The following is a 12,909-nucleotide window of genomic DNA, read 5'->3' as shown; positions in this document are numbered from 1 at the left end:
AACGGTAGGGCGGGCGCACCCGCCCTTGCGTTCGGGCGATGTAAGCGTTCCGTCAGCTGTGCGAGATGGTCAGGGCGTAGAACTTCACCTTCGCGCCGTTGGTGGTGCTGTCCGATGAGGACTGGTTGTAGGAGCCGGCCTTGAAGTACTGCTTGTAGGGATTGAAGCTGGACGGGATGGTGTAGCTGGTCTTCGTCCCGTTGACGGTCAGGTTGATCTTGTTGCCGGTGACGTTGATGACGTACGTCCATTTGACGCCGAGGGCGACGTTGCCGACCTTGTGCAGGGTCTGCCCGCCGTCGGGCGAGTTCTCGGTGCCGAGGTAGATGTCGCCGTTGGGCCGGTAGTAGAGCTCGAGCAACGGCTTGGTCGACGAGCCGCCGGAGCCGAGGTGCACCTGGCCGACGCACACGTTCTTGGTCACCGAGGGGATGCGCAGCTGGGCGCTGAGGGTGTGGTTGCCGGCCAGCGCCCACTCACCGTTCTCGCGCAGCTCGGAACGGGCGTAGTGGGAGTTCGGCGTGGTGACGCCCTTCTCCGGGGCCCAGAAGGTCATCGAGCCGTCGTTCTTGTCGGTGAAGAAGTAGGCCGGGTTGCGGTAGCCGTTCGCACCCTTGAGCTGCGCCGAGGAGATCGTGTCCGGCTTGCCGGGGGAGCCGGTGGGCAGCTGCAGGGACCAGACCGACAGGTTGAAGTTGCCGCCGGGTGCGACCTTCGGGTCGAGCGTCGCGGCCGACGCGTTGGTGATGCCGAGGACGCCGAGCGCGCCGACGACCGCGGCCGACACGGTGATCGCGAGAAGCTTGCGCTTGTTCATGGGGGATGACCTCTGTAGCCGTCTCGGGGGATTGGCAAGGCGGCTAACAATAAAGCGATCCCCGCCGATCTGGCCTTAAACACCTTAAATCTCAGCGCGGCCGTACGCCCCGGACCGCCCAGGCCCGCGCCGTCATCGCGATCGAGCCGTCGGGCCGCCGATCCAGCCGGTCGTCGAGCAGGTCCCGGATCGCCGCCCGCCGGTCCTCGGGCAGCCGGGCCAGGTAGGCCGGCGCCGCGCCCTGGCCGCCGAGGAACGGCCGCCAGTAGTCGTCGAAGCCGGCGAACACCGTGGGAACCTCGATCGGCCGGGTCGCCACCGCCGCCAGGCCGGCCCCCGCCCACGCCGCCGCCAGGGCCGCCGGGTGGCAGATCGGGAAGCGCGGTCCCTCGTCGGCGGCCGCCGCGCCCGGATCGACCTCGACCGCCGCGTCCCAGAAGTGCCGCATCATCGCCATGCCGTCGGTGTAGTCCCAGACGTAGGCGGCCACGACCCCGCCCGGCGCCGCTACCCGGGCGAACTCGTCCACCGCCGCCTGCGGGCGCGGCACGAAGTTCAGCGCCAGCCCGCTCACCACCGCGTCGAAGACCCCGTCCGGCAACGGCAGCGCCGCCGCGTCGGCGACCGCGAACCCGGCGCCCGGCAGGTGGCCGTGGGCCTGGCGCAGGAAGCCGGGCGACGTGTCGACGCCGACCGCCCGATCCGGCGCGGCCGCCGTCAGCACCGTCCCGGTCAGCGCGCCGGTCCCGCAGCCCGCGTCCAGCCACCGCCGGCCGGGCGCGACGCCGAGCCACCGTACGAACTCGGTCGCCACCGGCCGGCTCCATCGCCCTACGTAAGCCTCGTATTCGTCCCCCGCCGCCCAGACGTCTCCCATGTGGAGGAAGGTACCTCTCACTTCGTGCCGATTTGGCTACAGGGTTTTCCCTACAACTCGTAGGGACATCTTGATCAATCGACGAGTTTCGAGAAACATGCGCGCGAGCGCGTGGTGATCAGCCCGCAGCGCAGTGTAGCCAAGGAGGGGCAATGCAGCCTCGTCTCGTCGCCGTGGCCGCCACGGCTCTGATCCTGGTGATATCGCCGACGGCCGCCTCGGCGTCGGCGACCGGATCGGATGCCGCCGGCCGCCCGATGCAGTACCGAAATCTCAAGCAGACCGCCGCCGACCGCGCCGCGCAGGCGCGGTCGTTCTCGTCCAAGGCCAAAGCCGCGGCCGAGGCGGACGGCGAGGAGGGCGAGGACCCGGAGGAGATAGCCGAGCAGGCCGAGCAGTGGGCCGAGGCCCGCTCCGCGCCCGGCATCGTCGCGCCCGGCGCCTACTCGGCAGCCTGGCAGCAACAGCAGAGCCTGCCGCACACCCCCGGCAGCTGGACGCATGTCACCAACAAGCCGTACAACTCCGACGACCCCCGCTATCGCGACATCGACAGCAACTCCTCCGGCGGCTCCGGATTCGTCACCGGGCGCGTCACCGGCCTGGCCGCGGACAACTACGGCTATGTCTACGCCGGTGCGGCCAACGGCGGCGTGTGGCGTTCGTCGAAGGGTGGCGGCCACTGGCAGCCGATCTCCGAGAAGCTGCCCTCGCCGTCCACCGGCGACCTGCGGCTCGACCCGCGCGGCCGGCTCTGGTACGCGACCGGCGAGGCCAACACCAGCGCCACCTCGTTCGTCGGCACCGGCGTCTACGTGCTGAGCAACCCGCGCAGCGGGACGTTCACCCCGGGCACCCGGGTCGGCGGCACCGAGCTGGAGAGCACGATCATCCGCAAGCTGCGCTTCATCGGCAACACGGTGTGGGCGGCGACCAGCAGCGGCGCCTGGACCCACTCGCTGAGCAACCTGCACGGCCCGTGGACCAGGGTGTTCGCGCCGAACCCCGCCTTCCTGGCCGGCGGCGCGAGCGCGGCCGACCCGAGCGCGCCCTACAAGAACATCGCCAACGACTTCGCCGCGGACCCGAAGGACCCGTCGAAGGTGATCATCGCGGCCGGCTGGCGCAGCGGCGACACCTACAACGGCTTCTACACCCAGGTCGGCGGCACGTGGCAGCGGACGACGCCGGCCGGACTGCCCTCCGGGCCCGGCGACGTCGGCCTGGTCACCTTCGCGGCGGCATCCGACGGCTCCCGGCTGTACGCGATCGAGCAGTCGCCGACCCAGCTGGCCACCAACCCGGACAGCGCGCTCGGCGGCATATTCGTGTCGCTCTCCGGCTCGCCGGCCGGCCCGTGGACGCTCGCCGCCGACTACCACAAGCTCGCGGCCTCGGGCTCGGCCCTGACCGATCCCGGCTACATGCCCGGCATCCAGGCCTGGTACAACCAGTTCCTGCAGGTCGACCCGGCCAACCGCGACCACGTGTGGGCCGGTCTCGAGGAGGTCTTCGAGACGACCGACGCCGGCGCCAGCTGGACGACCCCGGGCCCGTACTGGAACTTCGGCTTCCCGTGCTGGAACATCGACCCGGCCAAGCAGACCGGCGACTGCCACCAGACCACCCACGCCGACCAGCACTCGGTCGCCGTCGGGCGGGACCACGGCAAGTCGTACGTCGTGGTCGGCGACGACGGCGGCGCGTACCGGCGGCCGGTCCGCGGCCAGGCCGACGCCTCCGGGCACGCCACCGACTGGACGTCGCTCAACGACGGCAGCATGGACGTCCTGCAGTACTACTCGGCCGACGCCGGGCGCGACCGGCACGGCCTCGCGATCTCCGGCGGCCTGCAGGACAACGGCCAGTCGATCCTGCGCCCGGGCGACCGGGTGATGGGCTCGAACTTCGGCGGCGACGGCGGCGACACCATCGTCGACCCGGCCAACGGCTGCAACATCGCCGAGGAGTACGTCTACCTGACCATCTGGGTGACGAACAACTGCGCGGTCAACGACGGCTCGTGGACCGAGAACCCGGCCCTGGCCACCAGTTACGAGGTGGCGCCGCCGGACGCCGACGACGGCCTGGCCCGGTTCATCGCCCCCATCACCCAGGACCCGCGCAACAGCAAGGTCTGGATCGCCGGCGGCCAGCACGTCTGGCTCAACACGCTCGGCTACGCCATCCGCTCCGGCGAGCAGTGGACCTCACTGGCCGACCTCGGCGCCGGGCACGTGGCCACCGCGGTGGCGACCAGTGGCGGCCTCGTCTACGCCGGCTGGTGCGGGCCATGCAACAACCAGGGCTTCACCCGCGGCATCGCGGTCGGCCGCACCGACGGCACCGGCTGGCACCAGCTGACCCTGCCGGTCGACGGCACGCTGCCGAACCGGTACGTGTCGGGCTTCGACGTCGACCGGACCAACCCGCAGCACGTGGTGGTGTCGATCAACGGCTTCTCCCGGAAGTGGACCGAGGGTCCCGGCGCCGGCGTCGGCCACGTCTTCGAGTCGCGGGACGCCGGCGAGCACTGGACCGACATCTCCGGCAACCTGCCGGACATCCCGGCCAACGCGATCCGGCTCGTGCCCGGCATCGGCGGCGTCGCGGTCGGCACCGACTCCGGCGTCTTCTTCCGGCCGCCCTGGGGCGGCACCTGGTACACGCTGGGTCGCGGCCTGCCGACGACCACCGTCACGCAACTGAAGTTCGACCCGTACGGGCGGCTGCTCGTCGCCACCCACGGGCGCGGCATCTGGGCATTCTCGCTGCACAGATAGCGGGTTATGTGGTCCGGACACACTGACGGCCCGGGCCGGTGGTGGGACGCTTCGGCGATGGAAGAGGTAACCGTCGCGGTACCCGGCATTGCGCTGAACGTCCTGCTCACCGGCCCGGCCGACGGCACCCCGGTGCTGCTCGTGCACGGAAACTGCTCGTCCGCCGACTTCTGGCGGCCGCTGCTGCGGCACCTGCCGCCCACGCTCCGGATCGTCGCGCCCGACCTGCGCGGGTACGGCCGGTCCGAGACCGCGCCCGTGGACGCCACCCGTGGCCTGCGCGACTTCGCCGACGACGTGGCCGCGCTGCTCGACGAGCCGGATCTCTTCCCGGCCCTCGCTCCGGGCGGGGCGGTCACGGTCGCGGCGCACTCGATGGGCTGCGGGGTGGCGATGCACCTGCTGATCGACCACCCCGGGCGGGTGTCCTCGCTGCTGCTGGAGGCGCCGCTCAGTCCGTACGGCTTCGGTGGCACCCGTGACCTGGAGGGCACGCCGACCTCGCCCGACTTCGCCGGCACCGGCGGCGGCACCGGTAACCCCGACTTCGTCCGCCGGATCGCCGAGGGTGACCGCGGCGCCGAGGGACCGACCAGCCCGCTCACCGTGCTGCGCACCGCCTACGTCGCCGACCCGGCCTCGCTCGGCGAGGATGAGCAGCTGCTGCTCGACACCGTGCTGTCGACGGCGATCGGCGACGACAACTATCCCGGCGACAGCAAGCCCAGCGAGAACTGGCCGGGCATGGCCCCCGGCGACCGAGGCGTGCTGAACACGATGGCGCCCAACCACTTCAACGTCGCCGACGACCTGGTCGCGGTGGCCGTCAAGCCGCCGATCACCTGGGTGCGCGGCGACCGGGACGCGATCGTCTCCGACACCTCCTTCTTCGACCTGGCCTATCTGGGCTCGCTCGGCGCGGTCCCCGGCTGGCCCGGCGCCGAGGCGTGCCCGCCGCAGCCGATGGTGAGCCAGACCCGGGCCGTCCTGGATCGCTACGCGGCGGCCGGCGGCGCGTACCGGGAACTGGTTCTGGAGAATTGCGGGCACTCGCCGCACGTCGAGCGACCGGCCGAGGTGGCCGCGGAGCTGCTGAAGCTCGTTTGACCGATACTCAGATCATCTTTATATTCGTCGCATGGCCAAGGCGATGCGCGAGCCGACGTTCTGGATCCTGACCGCCCTGGCGCAGGCCGCCCGGCACGGCTACGGGATCATCCGGGAGGTCACCGTCCTGTCCGGCGGACTGGTGACGCTGCAGGCCGGCACGCTCTACGCGGCCCTCGACCGGCTCACGGCCGAGGGCCTCGTCGAGGTCGACCACGACGAGAAGGTCGACGGGCGCGACCGCCGGTACTACCGCCTGACCAGCGGCGGGGTGGCGGCGCTGAACGCCGAGGTCGCCCGCCTGGAGAGCAACGCGCGCACCGCGGTCCGGCAGCTGGCCGCCCGTCGTCCCGATCTCGGCCCGGCGACCGCTTTCCGGGCGGCGACCGCTCTTGGGCCGGCGACCGTCTTCGGGGCGGCGACCTCGTGACCGGTTACCGCCTGCTGGTTCGGGCCTATCCGCCCGGCCGCCGTCGCGCCGAGCTGCTCGACACGCTGATCGAGGCCGGCCGCACCCACCCGTCCCCGCGCGAGGCCGCCAACCTGCTGCGCTGCGGCCTGCGCGCCCGCCTCGGCCGCCCGGCCGGCCGCGGCATCGTGGTGCTGGCCGCCCTGATCGCCCTGATCTCCGGCTTCCTCGGCGCGGCCATCGCCGCCCGCGCCGCCTGGGAGGCCGTCCCCGGCTATCCCACCGGCGCCGCGCTCGCCGAGATCACCGGGACCCTCTTCCCCGGCACCCCCGCCTTCGCCGACCGCAAAGGCGAAGGCCTGTTCTTCGACATGGCCGACCGATCGACGGCCCAGGTGTTCCTCCACGGTCACGACGAGGACTTCGAGTTCTCCACGCTGATCCTCGGCCCCGAGTCCCGCTTCCTGCCCGGCAGTTACGCGACCTGGACCCTTGCCGCCCAGGCCCGCCTGGCCGCCGCCGGTTGGCAGGTGACCGCCGCGGAAGTGACCGGACCGACCGACATCGCTTCCGGAACGGTCGACGACACCGGCCGCACGTTCGAGGCCACCCGCGGCGGTTACGCCCTGCGCATCGACACCACCATCGACGTGGTCGACACGCCGCCCGGCTCCTTCGACGCGACCGCGACGCTGGACCGCCTGACGCCGTGGTACGTCACCGCGTTCACCGCGGTCGGCCTGCTCGTGGGCGCCCTGATCGGATGGCTGGTCACCGGCTGGGCGAGCCGTCGCACCGAGGCAGCGACGGCCGCGGTCCGCACCGTGAGCGGCACGTCGGCCGTGATCGCGCTGGCCCTGCTCGTGCCGCAGGCCGTCCTCGGCTTCCTGTTCCTGGGAAGCCAGCTGACTCGGACCGGGGCGCCGGGCAAGCCGTTCTGGACGCTGTCGCTGACGTACGGCTTCGGGTGCGGTTTCCTCGGCTACCTGCTGCTGGCCGTAGCGCTGGTGGCGGCCGCAACATCCCGGCCGGCCGAGGAGTCGACAATCGCTCTCGGCTAGCGTCATCGCGGTGCGAGCCCGGGGTGTGAAGCCGGCTCGCGACCCCTCAGACCTGCCTATCCCGCCCCGCCGCCACGCCCGCGATGATCTGCGGGATCATCAAGCCGACCATCAGCGCCAACGGCACCCGCCAGCCGTCGGTGTGGTCATGCAGCACGCCGATCAGGATCGGTCCGGGGATGGCCAGCAGGTAGCCCACCCCCTGGGCGAACGCGGACAACCGCACGACCGTCGCCGGCGAGCTTCCGCGCAGCCCGATCATGGTCAGCACCAGCGGAAACGCGGTGTTGACGACGCCCAGCAGGACGGCCCACAGCCAGGGCGCGGCGGCCGGGTCCCACCACAGGCCGAGGTAGCCGGCGATGCCGAACAGGCCGAGGACCAGGGCGATCCCGCTCTGGCTGCGCATCTTGCCGGCCAGGGCGGACAGGGCGAACCCCAGCGGCACCCCGAGGAACGAGGTGGTGGCGAACAGCAGACCGGCCTTGTCGGCGGACAGGCCGGCGTCGCGGTAGATCTGGGGCAACCAGCCGATGATCACGTACGCGGAGGTGGACTGCATGCCGAAGTAGACGGCCAGCGCCCACGCTACCGGGTGCCGGCTCACGCGTACGAGATCGGTGGGGTTGGTCTGTGCGCTCGCATGCGTCGTCGTGCGCGCGAGCGGCAGCCAGGCCGGCAGCGCGATCAGCGCGAGCAACGCCCAGCACCCCAGGCCCAGCCGCCAGCTGCCGAACGCGTCGGTGAGCGGCACGGTCGCGGCCGCCGCCAGCGTGGCGCCCAGGTTCAGCGCCACCGAGTAGAGGCCGGTCATCGAGCCGACCTGGGTCGGGAACTGCTCCTTGACGATCATCGGGAGGAGCACGTTGACGACCGCGATGCCGGCCAAGGCCACGACGCTGAGCAGCAAGAACAAGACCGAGCCGGGAGCGTACGGCCGCAGCGCCAAGCCGAGCGCCAGCACCGCGAGGCCGGCGATGATCACGCGGGCCGCGCCGAAGCGCCGGGCCAGCCGGGGGGCCGCGAGGCCGAGCACGGCGAAGCAGAAGGCCGGCACCGAGGTCAGCAGGCCGGCCATCGACGAGCTCATGCCGAGCCCGCCCCGGATCTCGCTGAGCACCGGGCCGACGCTGGTCACCGCCAGCCGCAGGTTCACGGCGGCCAGCAGCAGCGCCAGCACCGCCACGACGCGGGCACGAACCGGGCTGGTCAGCTCCTGAGGGGCAGTCACCACTTACACATCATCGGCGTTGCGGGCCCGGAGCGCGCGGCCGAGTGCGGGCCCTCACACCGTTTCTTGCTCGCGTTCCACCTGCTGGTTCCACTCCCGCTTCGACGACTGCCAGCCGTCCTCGTTCAGGCCCAGCCGCCAGTAGCCGGAGATCGACAGCTGCTCGAGCGGGATCGCGCACTCCTTGCGGAGGAAGCCGCGCGCGTCCTTCACGAAGTTCGCCTCGCCGTGCACGAACGCGTGCACCCGGCCCTCGGGGAACGTGGCGCCGCGGACGGCCCCGGCCAGCAGCTCGCCGACCGGCCGGGCGCCGCGGTGCAGCCAGACGATCTCGGCGTCCGCCGCCGTCTCCAGCTTCTGCTCCTCGTCGGGGCCGGCGACCTCGAGGAACGCCCGGACCGTGGCGCCCGCCGGCATGCCCTCGAGCGCGGCGGCGATGGCCGGCAGGGCGCTCTCGTCGCCGGCCAGCAGGTGCCAGTCGGCGTCCGGGCTCGGGGCGTAGGCCCCGCCCGGGCCGGAGAAGACGATCTCGTCGCCCGGCTTCGCCCGCGCCGCCCACGGGCCGGCGATGCCGGCGTCGCCGTGCACCACGAAGTCGAGCCACATCTCGGGGATCTCGGGCAGCCACTTGCGGACCGTGTAGGTGCGGGTCACCGGCCACGCCTCGCGCGGCATGGTCTCGCGGACCGCGGCCGGGTCGAACGGCTGCGGATAGGTCACGCCGGGCGCCGGGAACAGCACCTTCACGTAGTGGTCGGTGTAGTCGCCCGCGGTGATCGCGCGCAGTCCCTCGCCGCCCAGGACGACCCGGACCATGTGCGGTGTGAGCTGCTCGACCCGGGTGACGGTGGCCCGATGTGCGGGACGCGCCGGCCTGTTGGGCATGCTGTTCCTCCCTCGTCGCCGGTAAGGCTACCCTCACCGCAGACAGGGAAGCGGCCCGCACGCACGGTGCGGGCCGCCATCATGCCTTACTACTCACTCCCAGGGCGTTCCCGGACGCCGGCGCCGGGTCAGCGCCATGACCGTCAGGCCGGCCAGCATCAGCACGACCGCGCCGCCGAGGAAGGCGACCGTGTTGCTGCCGGTCAGCGCGAGCACGCCGCTCTTCTCCTGGGTGGTCTGGGCGGCCACCTGGTCCACCGTCGGCGGCTTCTCGCCCGAGTTCGGCACGCCGTCGTCGTTCGAGTAGGTGTAGTCGTCGCCCGCCGCGGCGGCCTCGGTGCTCTTGCTCGCCTTCGGCTTCGCCGCGGGCTTCTCCTGCGTGGTGTCGCTCTCGGTGGTGTCGGCACTCTCGGTGTCGTCCGAGGCCGTTTCGTCGCCGGCCGTACGGGTGGAAGCCGGCTCGGCGTTCTCGTCGGACTCGGCCTTCTTGGTCGTCGAGGTCGCCGGCTTGGTCGTGCTCGGCTTGGTGGTGCTGGGCTTGGTGGTGCTGGGCGTCGCCTTCGGCGTGAAGTCGTCCTTGGTCGTCGGCTGCGTGGCGCTGCCGGCCTTGGTCGGCGACGTCGTCGGCGCGGTGGTCGCGTTCTGCCCACCGTCGTTGTTCCCGCCACCGGTGTTCCCACCGTTGTTGCCGCCGGTGTTCCCATCGCCGGCGTTGCCCCCGCCGGTGTTTCCACCCGTGTTGCCGCCGGTGTTTCCACCCGTGTTGCCACCGGTGTTCCCGCCGGTGTTCCCACCCGTGTTGCCACCGGTGTTGCCGCCGGTGTTTCCACCCGTGTTGCCGCCGGTGTTTCCACCCGTGTTGCCGCCGGTGTTTCCACCCGTGTTGCCGCCGGTGTTCCCGCCCGTGTTGCCGCCGCCGTTGTTGCCGCCGGCCGCGCGAACCGTGATGCGGACCGCGTCGATCGCGGGCGTCTCGTTGGCGCGCTCCATCATGGGCACCCGGTGCGAGCCGTCACCGGCCCACGAGGCGCACTGCGCGGTGCCGATGCTCGGCATGCCCGGCACCTGGATGACCACCGAGTCGGGCGCCTTGCCGCCCTTCTGGTCCTCGGTGGCCACGAAGAACGCGGGAACCGGCGACGGGTCCGGCGCCTCCTTCGTGTTCGGCAGCATCCGGCAGGCGGTGTGGAAGTGCCCCCGCTCGATGCCACCCTGCAGGACCGAGCTCTCCACGTAGTACCCGCCCTTGCCCGCCGCGAGGAAGCGGTCGCGGATCAGGTTGCGGGTGCTGACCGTGAGCGTGAACGGCGTGTTGACCGTGACCTGGCGCGGCGCCCGCGTGATCAGCAGCGACGAGTTGTTGGCGGCGGAGCTGACCTCGCCGAACTCGGTGGAGACGCAACGGTCGCCCTTCTGGAAGCCGTCGTGGCCCTCCAGCTTGCTGTCCACGCACGTGTCGGTGAGGATCACCTGCCCGTTGACCACCTTGCCGGCGCCGCTGCCCGCCGGCTTGTCGTTCTCGGCGGCGCTGGAGATCGTGGTGAACGCGACGACCGCGCCCAGCGCGGCGATGACCGCACCGACCGCGAGTAGCCGCCGGTTGCCGCCTGGTGCGGCAGCGCGGCGGTAAGCCGACCTACGCATGCGCGATACCTGCCTTCGAAGAATTCGTCCGGCTCCCTGCAACCGGCCCTCGAACGGTAAGAGGCAGGCCGCGAAATAGCAATTCGCGCAGCGACTTTGATGAATTCTTATCCCAAACTTAAAGAAGAAATATGCCGATCGATCCGAACCCCGAGCATCGTCCGAACGGAGGATGCTCGGAGTTCAACAAGATCCGGGAAATTTCCCGCTGACCAGCGGCTTTCCCGAAACGCCTCGGTGGGCGCCGGTGACCGGACGTGTCGTGGCCGTGACCGGGCCGGTCTCGAAAGAAATGTAAACCATGGCGACGCCGGCCGGGCTGAGAAAAAGCTTGGAGTCGGAATTGAGGCGCCATTTTCAGCGCCACACGCCGCGCGCCAGATAGGTGTCGCGCAGCGCGTCGAGGTCGTCGGTCATGATGCCGTCGACGCCGAGGTCGAGCAGCCGCGTCATCTCGGCCGGGTCGTCGATCGTCCACACGTGAACCTGCAGGCCGATCCGGTGGCAGTACCGGACGAACCGCCGGTCGACCACGGTCACCGGTCCGTGCCGCACCGGCACCTGGGCCGCGACCACCGAGGCGGGCGGCCGCAGCGGCACCCCGCACCAGGCGGCCAGCCGCAGTCGCGTCACCCAGCGCATGCCGGCCGACGTCGCGACCCGCGGCCCGGCCAGCGCGCGCAGCCGGGCCAGTCGCGCGTCGCTGAACGACGCGAGCAGCACCCGGTCCTCGGCCTTGGCCGCGTGGACGACCGACACGGTCGGGGCCGCGCCGCCGTCGGCCTTGATGTCGATGTTGAACCGGACGTCCGGCCAGGACCCGAGGATCTCGTCGAGCCGGGGGATCGCGGCCGCGCCGCCGACCCGGACCGTCGCGAGGTCGGCCCAGCGCAGATCGGCGATGCGGTCGGGCCGGCCGGCCACCCGGGACAGGGTGTCGTCGTGGAAGAAGACCGGGATGCCGTCGGCGGTGGCGTGCACGTCGGTCTCGACGTACCGGTAACCGAGCTTCACCGCCCGCTCGCATGCCTCGGCGGTGTTCTCGTCGCCGGTGGCGGCGCCGCCGCGGTGGGCGAACGCGAGTGGGGTGGGACCGTCCAGGTAGGCGTAACCGGTCACGGCCGCATCCTACGGCCGGCGATCTTCCCTGAGAATTTGCTGCGGGCGGTTTAAGTCCAATTTGAGGTAAATAAACGCGACTCGCTTACACGGCTCTGCGGGCTGTCCTACCTTGGGCCACGTCCAAGTGGGGCAAATCATCCGAAATGGAGCGCAGAACCGTGTCCTCTTCACGTTCCTCCAGAACCGCCCGCGGCGGCCTGGTGGCGGCCCTCGCCTTCGCCATGGCGACGGGCGTATCGCCGTCCAGCGCGTTCGCCGCCGACGAGCCGCCGGTCGACTTCCCGACCTTCGCGGGCGCCTCGCACCAGCTGGACCGCAACGGATCGGCCGACATCATCACGTCGTCCGGGCGGCTGCATCAGCGCATCCTCCGGCTGACCGCCGGCGGCTTCCGCCAGATGGGCTCGGCCTGGGCCAAGCCGAAGCTCGACCTGACCAAGTCGTTCGAGTCGACGTTCAAGGTCTACCTGCACCACGGCAGGCCGGGTGCCGACGGCATGGCGTTCCTGGTCCAGGCGGACGGGCCGCGCGCACTCGGCGGCTGGGGCGGCGGCCTCGGCTACCGCGGCATCAAGAACAGCGTGGCGGTCGAGTTCGACACGTTCCAGAACGGGACCGACCCCAACGACAACCACCTGGCCGTGGTCCTGGGCGGTAACCCGGACAAGCACTCGGCCGTGGCCGAGCCGTCGATTCCGCTCTACGGCCGGCCGTTCACGGCCCGGGTCGCCTACGACGCGGGCACCAACGACCTGCGTGTCTACGTCCGGTCACTGCGCGCGGGCGCGACCGAGGAGCTCGCGCTCCGCACCACCGTCGACCTGGCCGGCTCGGTCGGCGCGGGCTCGGCCTGGGTCGGCTTCACCGCCTCCACCGGCTCCGCTCTCTCAAAGCAGGACATCTACTCCTGGACGGTCCAGGCGCCGCGCGCCTGACCGAGTTCGCAGCGGCCGGCGCCGCGTCTCTTTCCCGC

The 12,909-nt window shown here is 71.4% G+C and carries 11 protein-coding genes; 5 read left to right on the top strand and 6 right to left on the bottom strand.

From position 1 onward, the window contains the following. Positions 1–52: 52 nt before the first annotated feature. Positions 53–817 (bottom strand): polysaccharide lyase family 7 protein, encoded by a 765-nt coding sequence (locus tag ACQP2F_RS37600; RefSeq protein WP_433296118.1) that lies wholly within the window; start codon positions 815–817, stop codon positions 53–55. A 91-nt stretch (positions 818–908) separates the two neighbouring features. Continuing rightward, the gene (locus ACQP2F_RS37595; protein ID WP_433296116.1) at positions 909–1,694 is read right to left on the bottom strand and encodes a class I SAM-dependent methyltransferase; all 786 of its coding nucleotides are present in this window, start codon (positions 1,692–1,694) and stop codon (positions 909–911) included. A gap of 152 nt (positions 1,695–1,846) precedes the next feature. Between ACQP2F_RS37595 and ACQP2F_RS37590 the strand changes: the two genes are divergently transcribed. From ACQP2F_RS37590 to ACQP2F_RS37575, 4 genes are read left to right on the top strand one after another with little or no spacing between them, the layout of a single operon-like run. Then, positions 1,847–4,477, top strand: coding sequence for a glycosyl hydrolase (locus ACQP2F_RS37590; RefSeq protein WP_433296114.1), 2,631 nt, complete (start codon positions 1,847–1,849; stop codon positions 4,475–4,477). A gap of 57 nt (positions 4,478–4,534) precedes the next feature. Beyond that, positions 4,535–5,584 carry an alpha/beta fold hydrolase gene (locus ACQP2F_RS37585; protein WP_433296112.1) on the top strand — a complete coding sequence of 350 codons (1,050 nt, stop codon included), beginning with the start codon at positions 4,535–4,537 and terminating at the stop codon, positions 5,582–5,584. A gap of 31 nt (positions 5,585–5,615) precedes the next feature. Beyond that, complete coding sequence (locus ACQP2F_RS37580) at positions 5,616–6,014, top strand: PadR family transcriptional regulator (protein WP_433296110.1); 399 nt, start codon at positions 5,616–5,618, stop codon at positions 6,012–6,014. After that, positions 6,011–7,054: a hypothetical protein gene (locus ACQP2F_RS37575; protein ID WP_433296108.1), complete on the top strand. Its 1,044-nt coding sequence runs from the start codon at positions 6,011–6,013 to the stop codon at positions 7,052–7,054. The genes ACQP2F_RS37580 and ACQP2F_RS37575 overlap by 4 nt, the downstream gene beginning before the upstream one ends. 46 nt (positions 7,055–7,100) lie before the next feature. Here ACQP2F_RS37575 and ACQP2F_RS37570 read toward each other — a convergent pair whose 3' ends face one another. The 4 genes from ACQP2F_RS37570 to ACQP2F_RS37555 all read right to left on the bottom strand — a co-directional run bounded on the left by ACQP2F_RS37570 (position 7,101) and on the right by ACQP2F_RS37555 (position 11,933). Continuing rightward, positions 7,101–8,288 (bottom strand): MFS transporter, encoded by a 1,188-nt coding sequence (locus tag ACQP2F_RS37570; RefSeq protein WP_433296106.1) that lies wholly within the window; start codon positions 8,286–8,288, stop codon positions 7,101–7,103. A 51-nt stretch (positions 8,289–8,339) separates the two neighbouring features. After that, positions 8,340–9,170, bottom strand: a complete 831-nt coding sequence (locus ACQP2F_RS37565) for a siderophore-interacting protein (RefSeq protein WP_433296104.1) — start codon at positions 9,168–9,170, stop codon at positions 8,340–8,342. Between the two features lie 93 nt (positions 9,171–9,263). Next, the gene (locus tag ACQP2F_RS37560; RefSeq protein WP_433296102.1) at positions 9,264–10,814 is read right to left on the bottom strand and encodes a hypothetical protein; all 1,551 of its coding nucleotides are present in this window, start codon (positions 10,812–10,814) and stop codon (positions 9,264–9,266) included. Positions 10,815–11,171: 357 nt separating this feature from the next. Beyond that, complete coding sequence (locus ACQP2F_RS37555; RefSeq protein WP_433296100.1) at positions 11,172–11,933, bottom strand: glycerophosphodiester phosphodiesterase family protein; 762 nt, start codon at positions 11,931–11,933, stop codon at positions 11,172–11,174. Positions 11,934–12,094: 161 nt separating this feature from the next. Between ACQP2F_RS37555 and ACQP2F_RS37550 the strand changes: the two genes are divergently transcribed. Continuing rightward, positions 12,095–12,871 carry an L-type lectin-domain containing protein gene (locus ACQP2F_RS37550; protein WP_433296098.1) on the top strand — a complete coding sequence of 259 codons (777 nt, stop codon included), beginning with the start codon at positions 12,095–12,097 and terminating at the stop codon, positions 12,869–12,871. The last annotated feature ends 38 nt before the right edge of the window (positions 12,872–12,909 follow it).

Source organism: Actinoplanes sp. CA-030573, from assembly GCF_050951115.1.
Classification (GTDB): domain Bacteria; phylum Actinomycetota; class Actinomycetes; order Mycobacteriales; family Micromonosporaceae; genus Actinoplanes.
The sequence above is the reverse complement of the archived record's forward strand: the minus strand, read 5'-3'. Positions and strand labels throughout refer to the sequence as shown.

Bases quoted from the DNA above. Each gene is read 5' to 3' on its own strand.
- ACQP2F_RS37585 (WP_433296112.1), top strand. From the start codon at position 4,535: ATGGAAGAGGTAACCGTCGCGGTACCCGGCATTGCGCTGAACGTCCTG.
- ACQP2F_RS37595 (WP_433296116.1), bottom strand. From the start codon at position 1,694: ATGGGAGACGTCTGGGCGGCGGGGGACGAATACGAGGCTTACGTAGGG.
- ACQP2F_RS37590 (WP_433296114.1), top strand. From the start codon at position 1,847: ATGCAGCCTCGTCTCGTCGCCGTGGCCGCCACGGCTCTGATCCTGGTG.
- ACQP2F_RS37600 (WP_433296118.1), bottom strand. From the start codon at position 817: ATGAACAAGCGCAAGCTTCTCGCGATCACCGTGTCGGCCGCGGTCGTC.
- ACQP2F_RS37560 (WP_433296102.1), bottom strand. From the start codon at position 10,814: ATGCGTAGGTCGGCTTACCGCCGCGCTGCCGCACCAGGCGGCAACCGG.
- ACQP2F_RS37565 (WP_433296104.1), bottom strand. From the start codon at position 9,170: ATGCCCAACAGGCCGGCGCGTCCCGCACATCGGGCCACCGTCACCCGG.
- ACQP2F_RS37580 (WP_433296110.1), top strand. From the start codon at position 5,616: ATGGCCAAGGCGATGCGCGAGCCGACGTTCTGGATCCTGACCGCCCTG.